This window comes from Arthrobacter sp. BG3, assembly GCF_056680185.1.
In genome coordinates, this window is record NZ_CM155270.1 from 1590745 (window position 1) to 1607716 (window position 16972).

At 66.4% G+C, this 16972-nt stretch carries 17 protein-coding genes, 1 tRNA gene, 1 other RNA gene and 1 pseudogene; 13 read left to right on the top strand and 7 right to left on the bottom strand.

All coding sequences use genetic code 11. From position 1 onward, the window contains the following. Positions 1-9 precede the first annotated feature (9 nt). The 8 genes from AC1MFL_RS06945 to AC1MFL_RS06980 all read left to right on the top strand — a co-directional run bounded on the left by AC1MFL_RS06945 (position 10) and on the right by AC1MFL_RS06980 (position 6435). Positions 10-1251 (top strand): Gfo/Idh/MocA family protein, encoded by a 1242-nt coding sequence (locus AC1MFL_RS06945; RefSeq protein WP_479814292.1) that lies wholly within the window; start codon positions 10-12, stop codon positions 1249-1251. Between the two features lies 1 nt (position 1252). After that, a complete protein-coding gene (locus AC1MFL_RS06950; protein ID WP_479814294.1) occupies positions 1253-2248 on the top strand; it encodes a sugar phosphate isomerase/epimerase family protein in 996 nt (331 codons plus the stop codon). Between the two features lie 9 nt (positions 2249-2257). Next, positions 2258-2452, top strand: coding sequence for a hypothetical protein (locus tag AC1MFL_RS06955; protein WP_479814296.1), 195 nt, complete (start codon positions 2258-2260; stop codon positions 2450-2452). Continuing rightward, positions 2449-3345 (top strand): TolB family protein, encoded by an 897-nt coding sequence (locus tag AC1MFL_RS06960; protein ID WP_479814298.1) that lies wholly within the window; start codon positions 2449-2451, stop codon positions 3343-3345. Before AC1MFL_RS06955 ends, AC1MFL_RS06960 begins: the two co-directional genes overlap by 4 nt. 12 nt (positions 3346-3357) lie before the next feature. Beyond that, positions 3358-4392 (top strand): Gfo/Idh/MocA family protein, encoded by a 1035-nt coding sequence (locus tag AC1MFL_RS06965; protein ID WP_479814300.1) that lies wholly within the window; start codon positions 3358-3360, stop codon positions 4390-4392. Positions 4393-4402: 10 nt separating this feature from the next. Beyond that, a complete protein-coding gene (locus AC1MFL_RS06970; protein WP_479814302.1) occupies positions 4403-4939 on the top strand; it encodes an N-acetyltransferase family protein in 537 nt (178 codons plus the stop codon). A 55-nt stretch (positions 4940-4994) separates the two neighbouring features. Then, complete coding sequence (locus AC1MFL_RS06975) at positions 4995-5714, top strand: DsbA family oxidoreductase (protein ID WP_479814304.1); 720 nt, start codon at positions 4995-4997, stop codon at positions 5712-5714. Between the two features lie 85 nt (positions 5715-5799). After that, positions 5800-6435 (top strand): TetR/AcrR family transcriptional regulator, encoded by a 636-nt coding sequence (locus tag AC1MFL_RS06980; protein WP_479814306.1) that lies wholly within the window; start codon positions 5800-5802, stop codon positions 6433-6435. Between the two features lie 32 nt (positions 6436-6467). Here the strand turns inward: AC1MFL_RS06980 and AC1MFL_RS06985 are convergent, their stop codons facing one another. Next, positions 6468-7148: a LytR C-terminal domain-containing protein gene (locus AC1MFL_RS06985; RefSeq protein WP_479814308.1), complete on the bottom strand. Its 681-nt coding sequence runs from the start codon at positions 7146-7148 to the stop codon at positions 6468-6470. Beyond that, on the bottom strand, positions 7141-7440 hold the full coding sequence (locus tag AC1MFL_RS06990) for a type II toxin-antitoxin system VapB family antitoxin (RefSeq protein ID WP_226759363.1): 300 nt from the start codon (positions 7438-7440) through the stop codon (positions 7141-7143). The genes AC1MFL_RS06985 and AC1MFL_RS06990 overlap by 8 nt, the downstream gene beginning before the upstream one ends. A 180-nt stretch (positions 7441-7620) precedes the next feature. On the opposite strand from AC1MFL_RS06990, the gene AC1MFL_RS06995 reads away from it, so the two are divergent. Together AC1MFL_RS06995 and AC1MFL_RS07000 are read left to right on the top strand one after the other, a co-directional pair. Beyond that, complete coding sequence (locus tag AC1MFL_RS06995; RefSeq protein ID WP_479814310.1) at positions 7621-8535, top strand: hypothetical protein; 915 nt, start codon at positions 7621-7623, stop codon at positions 8533-8535. Positions 8536-8651: 116 nt separating this feature from the next. Beyond that, the gene (locus AC1MFL_RS07000) at positions 8652-10286 is read left to right on the top strand and encodes a stealth family protein (RefSeq protein ID WP_479814312.1); all 1635 of its coding nucleotides are present in this window, start codon (positions 8652-8654) and stop codon (positions 10284-10286) included. 64 nt (positions 10287-10350) lie between these two features. On the opposite strand, the gene AC1MFL_RS07005 is transcribed toward AC1MFL_RS07000, so the two are convergent. From AC1MFL_RS07005 to AC1MFL_RS07020, 4 genes are all read right to left on the bottom strand, one after another. Beyond that, positions 10351-11292: a phosphodiesterase gene (locus AC1MFL_RS07005; protein ID WP_479814314.1), complete on the bottom strand. Its 942-nt coding sequence runs from the start codon at positions 11290-11292 to the stop codon at positions 10351-10353. A gap of 195 nt (positions 11293-11487) precedes the next feature. Next, on the bottom strand, positions 11488-12699 hold the full coding sequence (fdhA, locus tag AC1MFL_RS07010) for a formaldehyde dehydrogenase, glutathione-independent (protein ID WP_479814317.1): 1212 nt from the start codon (positions 12697-12699) through the stop codon (positions 11488-11490). Between the two features lie 226 nt (positions 12700-12925). Further along, positions 12926-13411 (bottom strand): glutathione peroxidase, encoded by a 486-nt coding sequence (locus tag AC1MFL_RS07015; protein WP_479814319.1) that lies wholly within the window; start codon positions 13409-13411, stop codon positions 12926-12928. Positions 13412-13520: 109 nt separating this feature from the next. Then, positions 13521-14639, bottom strand: coding sequence for a M23 family metallopeptidase (locus AC1MFL_RS07020; protein WP_479814321.1), 1119 nt, complete (start codon positions 14637-14639; stop codon positions 13521-13523). Positions 14640-15404: 765 nt separating this feature from the next. Between AC1MFL_RS07020 and AC1MFL_RS07025 the strand changes: the two are divergent. Together AC1MFL_RS07025 and AC1MFL_RS07030 are read left to right on the top strand one after the other, a co-directional pair. Beyond that, positions 15405-15494 (top strand): annotated as a pseudogene (locus AC1MFL_RS07025) (hypothetical protein); the annotation flags it as partial. A gap of 78 nt (positions 15495-15572) precedes the next feature. Further along, positions 15573-16454 carry an oxygenase MpaB family protein gene (locus AC1MFL_RS07030; RefSeq protein ID WP_479815364.1) on the top strand — a complete coding sequence of 294 codons (882 nt, stop codon included), beginning with the start codon at positions 15573-15575 and terminating at the stop codon, positions 16452-16454. Positions 16455-16539: 85 nt separating this feature from the next. Here AC1MFL_RS07030 and AC1MFL_RS07035 read toward each other — a convergent pair. Then, positions 16540-16624, bottom strand: a tRNA-Ser gene (locus AC1MFL_RS07035). Between the two features lie 225 nt (positions 16625-16849). Here AC1MFL_RS07035 and ffs point away from each other — a divergent pair. Further along, an RNA gene (gene ffs, locus AC1MFL_RS07040) (signal recognition particle sRNA small type) lies at positions 16850-16946 on the top strand. The last annotated feature ends 26 nt before the right edge of the window (positions 16947-16972 follow it).

Below are 16972 nucleotides of genomic sequence, written 5' to 3' on the forward strand. Positions count from 1 at the left end.
GAACCCGTCATGACTTCCCAAGAATCCACGGACACCCCTGCCCCGCCCGGGCCTCCAGCCGGCACCGGAGCGCCGCTGGGCGTGGCCATGATCGGCTACGCATTCATGGGCAAGGCCCACTCGAACGCCTGGCGCAATGTATCCAGCTACTTCGACGTGCCGGTCTTCGAACAGCGCGTCCTGGTCGGACGGGACGCGGCCGGCGTCGCCGAGGCCGCCGACAAGTACGGCTGGGCGGAGTCCTCCACGGATTGGCGCTCGGTGATCAACCGCGACGACATCCAGATCGTGGATATCTGCGCCCCGGGCTTTATGCACGCGGAGATCGCCGTCGCGGCCCTCGCCGCCGGCAAGCACGTGCTGGTGGAGAAGCCGCTGGCCAACACCCTGGCGGAAGCCGAGTCGATGACCGCTGCGGCGAAATCGGCCCGCCGCCAGGGTGTCCAGTCCATGGTCGGGTTCAATTACCGGCGCATCCCCGCCCTTGCACTGGCCCGGGAACTGATCAGCGAGGGACGGCTGGGTGCGATCCGGCATGTCCGGGCGGCGTATCTGCAGGACTGGCTTGTGGACCCGGAGTCGCCCATGACGTGGCGGCTGCACAAGGAAACCGCCGGGTCCGGGGCGCTGGGGGACATTGCCTCCCACGCCATCGATCAGGTGCTGTTCCTGCTCGGGGACCAGGTCACGGAGGTCTCGGGCCGGCTGCACACCTTCACCTCGCACCGCCCCGGCAGTGCCGGGCTGGAGCAGGTGACGGTCGACGACGCCGCCTGGGCCACGCTCTCGCTCGCCTCCGGGGCTGTCGCCTCGGTGGACGTCTCCCGGGTGGCCACCGGCCGGAAGAACTCACTCAAGCTGGAGATCTACGGGGAGAAGGGGTCCATCCTGTTCGACCTCGAAAACCTGAACGAACTGGGCTTCCTGGACGCCACCGTCCCGGTCCGGGAACAGGGCTTCCGGCGCATCCTGGTCAATGAGCCGGAGCACCCCTACGCCGCCGCCTGGTGGCCGCAGGGGCACGTGATCGGCTGGGAGCACACGTTTACACACGAAATCCGTGACTTCCTCGTCGCGATCGGCACCGGGAGCCCGCCCTCGCCGTCTTTCGAGGACGGCCTGACGGTCCAGCGCATCCTCGCCGCCATCGAGGAAAGCGCGGCGGCCAAGAGCTCCATCATCCAGTTGGCCGGCGTCCCCGCCGCCGAGACTGCTTCCCCCGCACCGACCGCCTTCCCCGAAGGAGCCTGACATGGCCCGCCCGTACACCCTGTTCACCGGCCAGTGGGCCGACCTGCCCTTCGAGGAAGTCGCCAAACTTGCCTCCGGCTGGGGCTACGACGGCCTGGAAATCGCCGTCTCCGGGGACCACCTGGACGCCTGGCGCTGGGACGAACCCGGCTACGTCGAGTCCAAGCTCGCCGTGCTGGAGAAATACAACCTCAAGGTCTGGGCCATCTCCAACCACCTCAAAGGCCAGGCCGTCTGCGATGACCCGATCGACTTCCGGCACGAGGCCATCGTGGGGGCCAAGGTCTGGGGCGACGGCGACCCCGAAGGCGTCCGGCAGCGCGCCGCGGAGGAAATGCAGCACACCGCACGGCTCGCCTGCGCGCTGGGTGTGGACACCGTGGTCGGCTTCACCGGCTCCTCCATCTGGCAGTACGTCGCAATGTTCCCGCCCGTCCCGGAAAAAGTCATCGAGGCCGGCTACCAGGACTTCGCCGACCGCTGGAACCCCATCCTGGACGTCTTCGACGAATGCGGCGTCCGCTTCGCCCACGAGGTCCACCCCTCGGAGATCGCCTACGACTACTGGACCACCGTGCGGACCCTCGAGGCGATCGGCCACCGCGAAGCGTTCGGGCTGAACTGGGACCCCTCCCACTTCATGTGGCAGGGCATCGACCCGGTCTCGTTCATCTGGGACTTCAAGGACCGGATCTACCACGTGGACTGCAAGGACACCAAGCTGCGCCCCACCGGCCGGAACACCGTGATGGGCTCGCACCTGCCCTGGGGCGACCCGCGCCGGGGCTGGGACTTCGTCTCCGCCGGCCGCGGCGACGTGCCCTGGGAATCGTCCTTCCGCGCCCTCACCGCGATCGGCTACACCGGGCCCATTTCCATCGAATGGGAGGACGCCGGCATGGACCGCCTCCACGGCGCCCCCGAAGCACTCGCCGCGCTGAAGAAGTACGACTTCCCGGCGTCGAACACCTCCTTCGACGCCGCGTTCAAGCAGTAAGGATCAGCCGTGGCCGACATCACCGGAACAGCCGGGCGCCCGCTCGCGGACGACGCGGGCGCAACGCCCGACACCGCCGGTCTCCAGTCACCGGACTACGACGCCCATTTCGGCGGAGCCCGCTGGGGCGGCGGGGCCCGGTGCCGGTGGCGGAACATCCGGATCAAGGACCTCCCCACCGGGTCCCTGGAGGTCGCCCCGTGAGTCGGACACTTCAGCCTGGCCAGCGCTGCGAGGTGTGGATCGCGTCCGTTACGGGTGAGCGCGAACTCGTGTTCAGTACCGAGGACGTGCTCTTTGAGGCGCCGAACTGGACTCTCGACGGCGCGGCACTCATCCTGAACGGCGCCGGGACGTTGTGGCGCTTCGACGTCAGGTGCCGGACCATCAGCCAGGTGCCCCTCACCGGGATCCCGGAACTGAACAACGACCACGTCCTTGCGCCGGACGGCACCGGCATCTACCTTTCCGCCAATGACGGCCACATCTACCGTGCGGCGCTCGACGGCGGTGCGGCCACTCGCATTTCGGCTGACGACGGGTACTTCCATTTCCTCCACGGAGTGAGCCCGGACGGGCAGGACCTGGCCTACGTCGGGATCGAGGCCGGCGATTTCACCCAGCCCGGCCGGCTCACGAGCATCCCGGCCAGCGGTGGCGACACCACCCGGTTGAACGTGGCCGGTCACTGCGACGGACCCGAATACTCCCCGGACGGCGAATGGCTCTACTTCAACACGGAAGCCTTCACCGTCCAACCCGGCCATGCACAACTCGCACGGCTGAACATGTCCAACGGCAGCGCCCCGGACGCACAAGCGGAGCGGCTGCTGGAGAGCGGGACCGTCGATTGGTTCCCCCACCTGTCCCCTGACGGTCGGTTGGCCAGCTACATCCGGTTCCCCACCGGGACCGTAGGCCACCCCGCCGACTTGCCGGTCGACGTCGTGCTTGTCTCTACCGGCGACTGGGCCACACCCCTGCACATCTGGCCTCTCTTCGGAGGCCAGGGCACACTCAACGTCAACAGCTGGTCCCCTGATTCCACCCGGTTCGCGTACGTCGCCTACCCGCTCGACAGTTCCTCCCCACGATAAAGGACTAATGACGTGACCAACCTCAGCAATGGAACCTCCGACGGACAATTCCGCTGGGGAATCCTCGGCACCGGTTTCATCGCAGGGCTGCAAACGCAGGACCTGATCGACAACGGATTCGCCGTGCAGGCCGTCGGTTCCCGCACGCTGGAACCGAGCAGAGTTTTCAGCCAAAAGTTCAGCATTCCCACCGCCCATGACAGCTACGAAGCACTGGTCACGGATCCGAGCGTCGACGTCGTTTACGTCGCAACGCCGCACACCTTCCACCATGCCCACGCACTGCTCGCCTTGAACGCCGGGAAACACGTGCTGGTCGAGAAGCCGTTCACCATCAACGCCCGCGAAGCCCGGGAAATCGTCGAACTGGCCGAATCCAAAGGACTTGTTGCACTCGAGGCCATGTGGAGCCGGTTCCTGCCCCACATGCTCCGGCTCCGCGAGATCATCCATGACGGCACGCTCGGCGAGATCCGTAAGATCACCGCCAGCCACAACCAAAACCTTCCCAGGGACCCGGCCCACCGGCTGAACGACCCTGCCTTGGGCGGTGGAGCGCTCCTGGACCTCGGCGTCTACCCTGTCTCCTTCGCTTTTGATGTCTTTGGCGCTCCGGAGAACATCCGGGCCAGCGCATCCATGACGGCAACAGGGGTGGACCGCCAGACGGCAGCGATCTTCGAATACCCGCAAGGACAGCAGGCCATTGTGGACTGTGCGCTGGATGCCGCCGGAGCCAACCGCGCAGTCGTCATCGGGACGGAATGCTGGATCGACGTCGAACCCACCTGGTACAATCCCACGCCCTTCACCCGATTCGACACGCACGGAAACGTCCTGGAGAGGTTCGACGAGCCGGTGAAGGGCAGGGGCATGCAATTCCAGGCAGCCGAGATGGAACGCCTCATCACAGCGGGAGTCACCGCCGGCACGGTGCTGCCGCCGAGCGAGAGCGTGGCCGTCATGGCCGCCATGGACGAGATCCGCCGTCAGATCGGCCTCAGCTATGCGGCAGACGCCACGCCGGTGGCGCCGTCAGGGGGCTAGGGTTTTAGCTATGACGCACCAGATCCGGACAGCATCCGCGGACGACGCCGGGAGGCTGGCCGCGCTGGCGGCCGTCACCTTCCCTCTCGCGTGTCCGCCGGGCTCCCGGCCGGAGGATATCGCGGCGCACGTCGCGAACACCCTCAGCGTGGCCAACTTCCGCAGCTACCTCGCCGACCCGGCCGTCACCATCCTCGTGATCGACGCCGGCGGCGAGCTTCGCGGCTACAGCCTCCTGGCCGCCCGGCCCGCCCGGGACCCGGACGTGGCAGCGGCCCTGACCCTCCTGCCCTCCACCGAGCTCAGCAAATGCTACGTCCACCCGGACCACCACGGGCTCGGCGCCGCCGCCGAACTGATGCACGCCAGCATCGGCGCAGCCGCAGCGGCCGGAGCCCGGGGGATCTGGCTCGGGGTGAACGACCAGAACGCCCGGGCCATCCGCTTTTACGAAAAATCCGGCTTCCGCAAGGTCGGCACCAAGTCCTTCAGGCTCGGCAGCGCTGTGGAACACGACTTCGTCATGGAGCGCCCGGCCACACCGTGACCAAGCCGACAGGCCGCCGGGGAATGGAGCCGGCACCTGCAGGGTTGTGGCGATCATGAAGATTGAAATCTGGTCCGACGTGGCCTGCCCCTGGTGCTACATCGGCAAACGCCGCTTTGAAACGGCCCTCGCGGCCTTTCCGCACCGGGATTCCGTGGAGGTCCAGTGGCGCAGCTACCAGCTGGATCCGTCGCTGCCGGAGCACTATGACGGCACCGAACTGGACTATTTGAGCACCCGCAAGGGCATGGCCCCGGCTCAGGTCGCCGGAATGTTCGCGCACGTGGCCGAGCAGGCCAGCGGCGAGGGACTCAACTACCGGTTCGACGACGTCGTGGTCGCCAACAGCTTCACCGCCCACCGGCTGATCCACCTCGCCGCCACCCACGGGCAGCAGGATGCCGCCAAGGAACGCCTGCTCAGCGACCACTTCGAGCGGGGCAAGGACATCGGCAGCCGGGAGTACCTGACGTCGCTGGGGCTGGGCCTCGGGATCGGCGCCGCCGAGCTGGATGAACTGTTCACCACGGACAAATACGCCGACGACGTCCGGCAGGACTTCGAGGAGGGCCGCGCCCTGGGCATCACCGGCGTCCCATTCTTCGTCATTGACCGCAAGTTCGGGCTCTCCGGCGCCCAGCCCGCCGAGACGTTCGCCGCGGCCCTCGAGCAGGCATGGCAGGACGGCCGGCCGCTTGAGATGGTCAGCTCGGCCCCCGGCGGAGACGGCAACGGAACCGCAGAGGCTTGCGGCCCGGCTGGCTGCTCCGCCTGAGCGTCCGCCTTCCCCATCGGCCCGGGATTCCCGCCGGCGAGTGGCAAAACCGGGTTTTGCTGACAGATCGCGCTAAAGTGTCCGTATGCCTAGGATTTCGGCCGCGAGCAACGCCGCCCAACGAGCCGAGACCCAGCACCGCATCCTGACTGCGTTCGGCGAACTCCTATTCACCCATGGGCTGCCCGGGCTGACGATGACGGACGTGGCACGGCACGCCCGGATCGGCCGGACCGCTGTCTACAACTACTATGCGGACATCGAAGAGCTGCTGATCGCCTACGCACTGGATGAGACCGAGCGTTTCCTGGTTGACCTGAGGGAATCCCTGGACTCGCTGGAGAACCCGGTGGACCGGCTGGCGCTGTACGTCCGCGCCCAGGTCGAGGACCTCAGCCGGCGGCACCTGCCGCCAGGCCCCGCGATGGGCGCCGTGCTTTCCCCGGCGTCGTTCGCGAAGCTGGCGGACCATGTCGGGGAGCTGAGCGTTCTGCTGCAGGGCATCCTGCGGGACGGCATCGCCGAGGGCTACCTGCCCGGCACCGACATCACCCAGCTGGCGCAGCTCATCCACGGCACCCTGTCCTCAAGTGCCGCCCGCGGTGACGGCGGCCAGGACCCCGAGGCAGAGGCCCGGCTGGCCCGCACCGTGCGGTTTGTCCAGCTCGGCGCCGGAGCGCGGTTCGACAACAATGGGCACCCGCTCCGCCTTAACCCCTGAACACCTGTGAGGCGGCGGACCCGGATGACGGGTCAGTTGCCCGGTGTGGGGGGCACTGCCGGCGTCACGGGCCACTGCGTTTCGTCCACGATCCGCCGGTCCTCGCGCGGGCAGCTGAGCTGGCCGGGCGTCTGGTCGACCAGTTCCGGTTTGGCCAGGTCCTTGAAGTCTCCGGTGAGGATGACATCCACGCTCGGGTCCGTCCGGGAGTCCTGGAAATAGTCCGAGCCGGGCACGTTGCGCTGCACACTGAACGCCGCGGACTGGCCTGCCGCGCCGGAGACGACCAGCGCCACCCCGCGGTAGCTCGACGTCGTGTTGGCTACGGCCCCGACGATGAACTTGCGGGCCGCGAACTCGTCTGCCACGGATCGGGCCAGGCCCGGGCGGGACGTGGAATTGAACACGTTGAGGTTGATCGTTTCCGGCGGCGTGTAGTCGTAACGCGCCTCCGGGCAGACGGACGCGGCAGCCTGGCTGCGCTCCGCCGTCGGGATTTTAATCTGGCCGTTCATGATCGCCAGCGCCACCACGATCGCCGCGGCAATCAGCCCGACGAGCAGCACCAGGACGACGCCGTGCAGGATGCGGCGCCGCAGCCTGCCGGGGTTGTCCTGCAGTTCGTCATCCTCCACGAACGTGGCGCGCAAGTCAGAGCCGGTGATGACGTGGTGCCCGTGCAGGACGGTGACGTCCTTCGGCGCTCTAGCCATTGATCACCAGGACGCGCGCATGGATCGCAGTGCGCTGGTGCAGCGCCGTCCGGACAGCGCGGTGCAGGCCGTCCTCCAGGTACAGGACGCCGCGGTACTCCACGACGTGCGGAAACAGATCGCCGAAGAACGTCGAGTCCTCTGCCAGCAGCGCTTCAAGGTCGAGCGTGCGTTTGGTGGTCACCAGATCGTCCAGCCGGACCGGGCGCGGCGGCAGCGTCGCCCAGTCCTTGGGCGTGCTGTAACCATGGTCGGGGTACGGGCGTCCCTCGCCCACGGCTTTGAATATCACCATGCAAGCGTAAGGAACTTGGACGGCCAAAGGAATCCACGACGCCCGAAGCCGGGAGGTTGTAGCCAAACGGTAACCATTTGTCATGCCGCCCGCCGCCGCCTGTCACAATTCACGCCATGCCGCCAACCCCGGTCCACAACACATGCAAAGACGCGTGCCGGCTGGGAGAATAGGCGCATGACAACTCCCGAGACCCCAGCCTCCCTCTCGCCGTTGGCGCCTCCGCTGGCACTGCTGCTCGACGTCGACGGTCCCGTGGCGAGTCCCGTCACACGCACGGTGCAGCCGGCCATCATCGCGGACCTGCTGGCGCTGGCCGCGGCGGGGATCCCCGTCATTTTCAACACCGGCCGTTCGGCGGCCTTCATCCGTGAACAGGTCATGGAGCCGATGATTGCCGCCGGGATGCCGGCCGACCTCCTCATCCACGCCGTCTGCGAGAAGGGCGCCGTCTGGTTCAGTTACACCTCCACTGGCCCCGGTGCAGTCCACGTCGACCACGAACTGGCCATCCCGCGCGCCTTCGGCGACGACGTCCGGCGGCTCGTGGCCGAGGACTACTCCAGCCACATGTTCTTCGACGAAACCAAACTGGCGATGGTCTCCGTGGAGCAGCACATCGCGGTCGAGAACTCCGGTTACCGGGCTGAGCAGGAACTCTTCGACGCCGATGCCATGGGCCTGATGGCCCGGCACGGTCTCGGGGTGGTGCGCCTGGACCACCACGCACCCGACTCCGATGACCGCGTCGACTACCGGGTGGACCCGACCATCATCTCCACCGATATCGAATCTGTCCGGCTCGGCAAGGACCTCGGCGCAAGCCGGGCCGTGGAGCTGCTGGCGGCCCAGGGCATCACCCCGCAGGCCTGGCGGACGGTGGGCGACTCCCGCACGGACTACGCTATGGCCGACTGGCTGCACCACAACGACCACCCGGTCAAGCACGTCGACGTCCGGCCTGCCGACGGCGTCCCGGTGAAACCGTACGAGGTACTCACCGCGGCGGATCTGGGGCTGGGCGAGGACGTCATCCACGACGATGCCGGGGCGGCTTTCCTGCACAGCTGGCGCGCGGCCCTCCTGGGCTGAACCAGCGGACCGAACCACCCCCGGCACGGTTCCGGGGTGGACGTGGGGCTCTTGGGGCCCGCACTGGCGGCGTTTCAGCCGCGGATTTTGGGGTCGATTTTGGGGCGGACGTTATCATGCAAGTAGGGACACATTCACGCAAACAATCACGGAGAATCGAAATTACAGACGCATTGGTCCAGGACGAGATCTACTACGGCAGCCAGGCATCGGTAGATGCCCACGATGAGGTCACCTCCGCGGCCGCCGTGGCGAGATTCCGGACCCGGCAGGACGTTGTGCGCCGGCGCGGCCGGTACGGGCTCATCAATGAGAACCGCACGCCGTACCAGGCCATGGTCGAGGATTTGATGTTCATCCGCTCGGTCCTTGACGGCGCCGGGCTTGACTACCTCCTGGTCCGCGGCAACAACCACAGGCCGGTCATCGCCGTGGACTGGAAGGACCGCAAGGATCTCCGCGACGCCCTCGTGGAGGCCTGCCACGATGAGCCGTTCTACTCGATGAGCGTCGACGCCAAGAAGAAGTCCTCGGTGCTGGTCGCCGACGGGGAGCTCTCTCCCAACCGGCAGTCCCGGATCTTCCGGCTGTACCGTCCCCGGGTCGAACCTGAGGGCGGCTTCGAGTTCGGAGCCTCGGCCGGCGTGCAGCTGGAACTGTGGAGTTTCGAAGGTGACCAGCTGATCCTCCCGATCGAGAACTCACTGACCCGCCGGACCCTGCTGGCCCAGGACGCCGTCCGCGGCACGGTGGAGCGGTACGGCCACACCTGGCCCACGATCGAGAACATGTTCGCCGACCACGCCAGTGACATCAGCTTCGACATCGACCTCGTGTTCTCCTGGGTGGATGGCAGCTCCCCCGAGTACATCGCCGCGCGGCGTGCCCGGATGGCCGGCGTCGTGGTCGGCGAAGGCGACGACCACGAAGCCCGGTTCCGCCAGATCGATGAGCTCAAGTACGCGCTCCGCTCGGTCTACATGTTCGCGCCCTGGATCCGCCGCATCTTCATCGCCACGGACTCCCCCATGCCCTCCTGGCTGGCGGATCATCCGGGCGTGACGATCGTCCGCAGCGAGGAGTTCTTCGCGGACCCCTCCGTCCTGCCCACCCACAACTCGCAAGCCGTGGAGTGCCAGCTCCACCACATTGAAGGCCTGTCCGAGCACTTCCTGTACTCGAATGACGACATGTTCTTCGGCCGCGCCGTCGGTCCGGACATGTTCTTCACCCCTGGCGGCATCACGAAGTTCATCGAGGCGGAAACCCGGATCGGGCTTGGGGACAACGACGCCGAGCGCAGCGGGTTCGAGAATGCAGCCCGGGTGAACCGGAAGCTGCTCTGGGACCGCTTTGGCCGGATCACCACCCGGCACCTGGAACACACGGCTGCCCCGCTGCGGCGCAGCGTCGTGGCCCAGATGGAACAGGAGTTCCCGGCGGAATTCGCCAAGACTGCGGCCAGCACGTTCCGCGCGGCCGACAACATCTCGGTGACCAACTCGTTCTACCACTACTACGCGCTGCTCACCGGCCGGGCCGTCACCCAGACCGCGGCAAAGGTGCGCTACGTGGACACCACGGCCAGGGCCGGGCTGAACTATCTGCCCAAGCTGCTCGCCAAGCGGAACATGGACTTCTTCTGCCTCAACGACGGAAGTTTCCCTGAGGTCCCGGCCGAGGAACGGGCCGAACTCGTGACGGACTTCCTGGAGAAGTACTACCCGATCAAGGCTCCGTGGGAGAAATAGGTCCCCGAGGTCCGGGCGCAACCACGTGCCGGCCGCGCCCGCTGTCCCCGTAACCGGAGCGGCGCTAGTTGCTGGCGGTCAGGCTTCGGCTGCCGGGAGTCCGGGCGGGCTCCTCGGGCTTGGCCTTGCCCGGGATGCGAATCCCGGCCGCCGCAATCCGCCGCTGGGCTTCCGCAGCCGAGACGAGCTCGCCCACCGGCGGGGTGTCTCCGAGCAGGACCACAGAGTGCACGATTGTGTGCTCGTAGACGTGCACAAGGTTGAACGCCTGCCCGCCGTCGCGTCCGCGGGTTCCACCCACCGGGACGTTGAGGTCCTGGGTGTAGCAGGTGGCCGACGCCACGGAGACGGGGATTCCGGCGAAGGTCGCCGTCGTCGAATAGTGCAGGTGGCCGCCCAGAATGGCCCGGACGTCCGAGTTCCGCAGGACCCCGGCCAAGGCCGTCTGGTCCCGGAGCTCCACCAGGACGGCGAGATCCAGCACGGATGGCACCGGAGGATGGTGCAGTGCCAGGATGGTTCCGTCCGGTGCCGGGGTGGAAAGTTCGGCCGCCAGCCACTCCAACTGGTCAGGGCTCAGCTCACCGTGGTGAAAGCCGGGCACGGAAGTGTCAAGGGTGATGATCCGCAGCCCGTTGATGAAATAGCTGTGGTCCACCGGGGCGTCGTCAGCCGGCTGGTCCAGCAGGCCGGTGCGGAAGTTGGCGCGGTTGTCGTGGTTGCCCATTGCCCAGATGACCTTCGCGCCCATGGCTTTGCACGCGGGTTCGACGATGGCCCGCAACTTGGCGTAGGCCTCGGGTTCGCCCCGGTCAGCGAGGTCGCCGGTGAAAATCACGGCTTCGGGGCGCGCTCCGGAAGCGCGTACTTCGTCAAAGAGTTGCTGGAGCAGAGCGTCGCTATCGACTACACCAAGCAACGGAGCGGAACCTCCCAACAGGTGGGGGTCACTCAGATGGAGTAGAAAATGACGTGGCCGGGGGTGCTCGGCCTCGATGAGCTCCATTGCTACCTTCCTGGTTGGGTGGAGGCGATTGCCTCCAACGTCCCTCTCAGTAAGGTCTATCCAACCAGACATTCGGCCAACAATGCGCAAACTCCAGTAGGCATGTTCGAAAAATGGGAACAACGCGTAATCCGGCGGACACATACCTGCCCTGGTATGTGTCCGCCGGATCGGCCTTACTCAGGTACCTGAGGTCTAGCTCAAGTAGCCGTTCGGGTTCAGCACGTACTTAGTGGCGGCGCCCGCATCGAATTCCGCGTAGCCCTTGGGCGCTTCCTCCAGCGTGATGGCCTTCGCGTTGACGTTCTTCGCGATGTGGACCTTGTCGTGCAGGATCGCCATCATAAGCCCGCGGTTGTACTTCATCACGGGGCACTGCCCGGTGGTGAAGCTCAGCGATTTGGCCCAACCGGTCCCGAGGCTGAGCGAGAGCGCGCCCTTCTTGGCAGCCTCGTCGATGCCGCCCGGATCGCCGGTGACGTAGAGACCCGGGATGCCCAGCGCGCCGCCGGCTGTCGTCAGTTCCATCAGCGAGTTGAGCACGGTCGCCGGAGCTTCTTTGGCGTCGTGGCCGTGGCCCTTCGCTTCGAAGCCGACGGCGTCGACGCCGCAGTCGACTTCGGGCACGCCGAGGAGCTGCTCGATCTGCTCCGCGGGCCCGCCCTGGGACAGGTCAACGGTTTCGCAACCGAAGCTGCGTGCCTGCTTCAACCGGTCCGCGTTCATGTCCCCGACAATCACCACCGCGGCGCCCAGCAACTGGGCACTCGTGGCCGCCGCGAGGCCGACCGGCCCGGCACCGGCGATGTAGACCGTGGAACCGACACCGACGCCCGCACTGACGGCTCCGTGGAAGCCTGTCGGGAAAATGTCCGAGAGCATGGCCAGATCCAGGATCTTTTCGAGCGCCTGGTCCTTGTCCGGGAACTTCAGCAGGTTCCAGTCCGCGTACGGGACGAGGACATAGTTGGCCTGTCCGCCGACCCAGCCGCCCATGTCCACGTAACCGTAGGCGGCGCCCGGACGGGCGGGGTTGACGTTCAGGCAGATACCGGTCTTGCGCTCCTTGCAGTTCCGGCAGCGTCCACAGGCGATGTTGAAGGGGACGGAACAGATGTCGCCCACTTTGATGAACTCGACGTCCGGGCCGACCTCCACGACCTCGCCGGTGATTTCGTGGCCGAGCACCAGATCCGCGGGGGCTGTGGTGCGGCCGCGGACCATGTGCTGGTCCGAGCCGCAAATGTTCGTGGCAACGGTTTTGAGGATCACGCCGTGGCGCACCGAACGGCCCACGTTTGCGGGGTTGACCCCCGGGCCGTCCTTGAGTTCGAAGCTGGGGTAGTCAATGTCGATCAGTTCGACCTTGCCCGGCCCCTTGTAGGCAACGGCTTTGTTTCCTGTCATCACTTTCCTCCTGGTTTCACGGACCCCCAATATGAGTGTCCAGTTGTGATTCACGAAGCGTGCTGAGGCACCTTCCCACCGGGCCTGTGTAGGCGGCACTGCCGACACTCACGCGCGCGACTGCGGCGTGGTTGTGCCCGGTTTGATGGGAAGGTTTGGCCAGTCTAAGCGGCAAGCATGCTTAGGGATAGGGGCCGTTGTCCCCTTGTGCCCCGGGAGCCGGCTCTCAGCTAAGGGCGGACTGGACAGCTTCAATAATCTCCGGTGAATCCGGCTCCACCGTGGGGGCAAAACGGGCCACCACGTCGCCGTCGCGGTTCACCAGGAACTTCTCGAAATTCCACTTCACCAGTCCCGGCAGAATACTGTTCTTGAATTTGGTGAGCTCGGCGTAGAGCGGGTGCTGCTTCCTGCCGCGGACGTCGGCCTTGGCCGTGAGCGGGAAGGTCACGCCGAAGTTGCGTTCGCAGAATTCGGCAATCTCGGAGTCGGTGGCGGGCTCCTGGCCAGCGAACTGGTTGCATGGGACGCCGAGCACCTGGAAGCCCTGCGCGCTGAACTTGTTGTGAAGTGCCTCGAGTCCTGCGTACTGCGGTGTGAAGCCGCACTGCGAAGCCACATTCACCACCAGCACCACCTCCCCTTTGAAACGGCCAAAGTCGGTGTCCGTGCCGTCGATGAGGGTGAGCGGAATACTGTGCAGAGCGGTCATCGAAGGGTTCCTCGCAAGTCGGTAATGAAGATCGTGTCCGGAACGGCGTCCCGGAATTGGTCACGACAGTCATTCGATACCAACGCGCGAGGGTATGGGTTGGTGCCTGCTACGGGGTGGGAGTCAGTGACGGGTCCGTGGTCGCCGGCGGTTCAATAGACGCCGTGGGCGCCGGCGCGGCAGGTTCTGAAGTGGGCTGCGGAGCCGGATCCACGACTGGTGGCGGCGCGGGCGCAGGCTCCACGACCGGAGGCGGTTCCACGACCGGCGGCGCCGGCACAGGGTCCGCGACCGACGGGGCCGGCGCGGGGTCCACGACAGGCGGCGGGGCCGGCTCGGGGTCCACGACAGGCGGCGGGGCCGGCTCAACGACCGGCGGCGGGGCCGGAGAGGGGTCCACCGTGGGGTCGGGCGCGGGCGGCGGCGTGGTGGGTTCCGGCGTCGGCGAATCTGCAGGCGGCGGCACCGGGGTCCCGGGGTCCGATGGAGGAGGGGGGTCGCTGGGGGCGGGCGTTCCGCCCGGAGTCTGGGAGCCCCCCGCTGTGGCGGTCGCGTCTGTCCCGCTCGGCGGCTGGCTGGACTCAAGCGTCGGGGTATCGGACCTGGTCCTGGTCGGCGACAGTGCGTCCCAGATCGACGGAGTCGGCGAGGGCGCCGCGGACGAGGAATAGGGTGTTCCCGGCAGGGTTGCAATCTGCGTTTCCTGAGCGCCGCCGGTGACTATGTGCATCCCCTTATCGGACACCGGAATCGCCCAGCCAAGGGTTGCGTTGGAGGGGCTGCCGGCGTCGGGCGCATAACTGGTCATTTCGATGGTGCCCAGCTGGTCCGTCTGGCTGATCGGAAGAAGGGTCCAGTCGTGCGGGTTCTTGTGGGTGCCGTTCAGGATGGTCTCAAAATGAAGATGGCAGCCGGTGGACGATCCGGTCGTCCCCACCCGGGCAATGACCTCGCCGACCCGCACCGAGTCGCCCTTCTTGACGGCGATTGCCTCAAGGTGGTTGTAGGTGGTGATGAGTCCGTTGCCGTGGTCGATTTCCACACGGTTTCCGCCGCCCCACGGGTGCCAGCCGACTGCCCGGACGACTCCGGCGTCGGCAGCATAGACCCGGGTGCCGCAGGCCGCGGCATAGTCCTGGCCCCAGTGGAATTCGCCGGCCGACCCGGAGATGGGGCTGGTCCGCAGCCCGAAGGGAGAGGTCTCCTGGATGAATTCGAGGGGTGCCATGAGGAAGCCTTCTGCCGGCCGCTTCAGCCCGGCTGATGCTACATTCAGCTCCCCGGGGACGCCGTCCTTTGAGGTCGTCTCGACCGGCGACCGGCTGTAGGCGACTAGGGCCAAGGCGTCCGCAGTGAATGCCGCCGTCGAGGGGGCATCGGCACCTGGCAAGGCGCGGGAGTCCGCAGTGCCCGGATTCAAGCTGCCCGGCCCGACACTTCCGGAAGCCAGTGCCGGGGAAGGCAAAACTGCTGCGCCGCTGCCCGACAGGCCCTGGGCCCCAAAGGTCAGGACCGCCAGCGAGAGGCAAAAGCCGCCCGACAAACAGCGCACCGCGATGACTCGCGCTCTGATGGCCTTCTCACTCGATGAGTTTCCCCAGTGTTTTCCCACGATGTGACTCCCGCATTCTGTCAGACAGCCCCCAATATCGCGGACTGACGTTCTCATGGGACCACAATCGGATGGCCGTGGGAACGGTAAAAACTACCCCCTTTCTAACTCAAGTGGTGGCCCAGTAGTCCTAAGTATTGGCCCAAGTATCGGGGCCCAGCAGCCGTGGGCGAGAATGGGGTATGCGCAACCTCCTCACGGAATGGCGGGCCGAACTCAAACAGATCTGCAGGAACCCGTGGGTCCGTGCCGAACTGGGTGCCGCGGCTGGCCGACGGCGACGATCCTGGCCACCGGCGACGATCCTGGCCACCACCCGCCGGGTTCGGCCGTCTGGGCCTGCCCCGGTGACATGCCGACGACCGTGCTGGAGCCAAGACGACCGTCACGGATATCGCAAAAACTACTGTTGTTTCGCGCCAGCCCGTCTACCGTTACCTCGAAGGTCAGCGTGAATCGGTTGATGCGTAGCTCGGGATTAGCTCAGACACCTATTTCGTCCACAGGAGAACAAACGCGGTGATCAAAGTTTTCGGACCCATAAAGACACTGCTCGTTGGGACCTTCAGCAACGGAGCGACGCGCACGCCGCAGTGGCAGCTCGATCTCGCCGAAGGGGACGACGCAGGCTTTTTCCCAGCCAATTCAGCAGTCTGGGCTGTTCACGGGGGAATGCCAACCATCGTTGCAGGTATTCGAGCGCTGCTGATGCAGGCTCTCCACCCGGCCGCATTGGCAGGAGTGCAGGATCATTCAAATTACCGAGATGATCCGCTCGCACGACTAGCCAATACGATCCGCTGGATCTTCACGGTTTCCTACGGTTCAACCGCCGCGGCCCGCTCAGCCTCCGACTGGGTGCTGCGGCTCCACGAACCAGTGCGGGGGGACTACGTGGACGGGCACGGCGTCGTCCGAAGCTATGCGGCGAATGATCCGGAACTGCTCCGCTGGGTGCATATCGCCTTCACCGACGCCTTCCTTTCGGCACACAAGATCTGGGGGAAGCCGATCCCGGGCGGCCCCGATGCCTACGTACGTGAGTGGGCTCGGGCCGGGGAGCTAATGGGGGTTCAGTCCCCGCCGCTCAGCGAGGAGGCCATGCGCCGGCAGCTGGACCACCGGTACGACGCCGGAGAGCTGCGATCCGACGAAAGGGTCGCCGAGACGGTGGCGTTCATCCGCAATGCGCCGCTCCACCCAGCACTGAGGCCGGGGTACCGGGTGCTGTTCGCGGCGGCGGTGGCGAGTCTCGAACCCAAATACCGTGAGCTGTTGGGCCTCCGCACCGCCCGGGTTGGCCCTGTCCCGCTGCCGGTGCGGCTGGCCACGAAGGTGACACTCGGCGTCGTCCACCTTGCCCTGGGCCGGGTGGGCCCCAGCCAGCAGGCGGCACGGGACCGGCTCCGCAGGCTCGGCTATGAGGCCTGAGGGCTGAGGATCGGGCGGGGCCCGGACGGGCGCGGGGATTGCCCGGAACGCAAAAAGGCCCCGGTCCGAGGACCGGGGCCAAACGCGGAGAATGGGGGATTTGAACCCCCGAGGGCGTTAACCCAACACGCGTTCCAGGCGTGCGCCATAGGCCGCTAGGCGAATTCTCCAGTAGCTTCTGAATCAAAAGCAGATACTAGACTACCTGAACTTCCCGGCATCGCCCAATTGGCCCTCCGGCCCCGCCCCACGGGGCATGCGCCACCCCGGCCGCGGCCAGTGGACATAGGCCCATCGTGTCCACTCCGTCGCGCGAAAAATGGGCATGTCCCGCGGGATTTCCCGGGCCCACGGTGCGCGATTCGGGGCACACTCAAACGTCGGGTAAACTTGCTGACGGCCCCTCATGTGGCGTCATCCTGTTGAACTCCCCCAGGACCGGAAGGTAGCAAGGGTAAATGGGCTCTGGCGGGTGCATGAGGGGTCTTTTATGTCTGTGCCGATTGGTAGGGTTTATC

What these genes read in the sequence shown, in the direction of transcription:
- AC1MFL_RS06985 (WP_479814308.1), bottom strand. Translation starts at nt 7,148, where the DNA reads ATGGCTAGAGCGCCGAAGGACGTCACCGTCCTGCACGGGCACCACGTC.
- AC1MFL_RS06945 (WP_479814292.1), top strand. Translation starts at nt 10, where the DNA reads ATGACTTCCCAAGAATCCACGGACACCCCTGCCCCGCCCGGGCCTCCA.
- AC1MFL_RS06950 (WP_479814294.1), top strand. Translation starts at nt 1,253, where the DNA reads ATGGCCCGCCCGTACACCCTGTTCACCGGCCAGTGGGCCGACCTGCCC.
- AC1MFL_RS06975 (WP_479814304.1), top strand. Translation starts at nt 4,995, where the DNA reads ATGAAGATTGAAATCTGGTCCGACGTGGCCTGCCCCTGGTGCTACATC.
- AC1MFL_RS06980 (WP_479814306.1), top strand. Translation starts at nt 5,800, where the DNA reads ATGCCTAGGATTTCGGCCGCGAGCAACGCCGCCCAACGAGCCGAGACC.
- AC1MFL_RS07020 (WP_479814321.1), bottom strand. Translation starts at nt 14,639, where the DNA reads ATGGCACCCCTCGAATTCATCCAGGAGACCTCTCCCTTCGGGCTGCGG.
- AC1MFL_RS06995 (WP_479814310.1), top strand. Translation starts at nt 7,621, where the DNA reads ATGACAACTCCCGAGACCCCAGCCTCCCTCTCGCCGTTGGCGCCTCCG.
- AC1MFL_RS07000 (WP_479814312.1), top strand. Translation starts at nt 8,652, where the DNA reads ATGCAAGTAGGGACACATTCACGCAAACAATCACGGAGAATCGAAATT.
- AC1MFL_RS07015 (WP_479814319.1), bottom strand. Translation starts at nt 13,411, where the DNA reads ATGACCGCTCTGCACAGTATTCCGCTCACCCTCATCGACGGCACGGAC.
- AC1MFL_RS06970 (WP_479814302.1), top strand. Translation starts at nt 4,403, where the DNA reads ATGACGCACCAGATCCGGACAGCATCCGCGGACGACGCCGGGAGGCTG.
- fdhA (WP_479814317.1), bottom strand. Translation starts at nt 12,699, where the DNA reads ATGACAGGAAACAAAGCCGTTGCCTACAAGGGGCCGGGCAAGGTCGAA.
- AC1MFL_RS07005 (WP_479814314.1), bottom strand. Translation starts at nt 11,292, where the DNA reads ATGGAGCTCATCGAGGCCGAGCACCCCCGGCCACGTCATTTTCTACTC.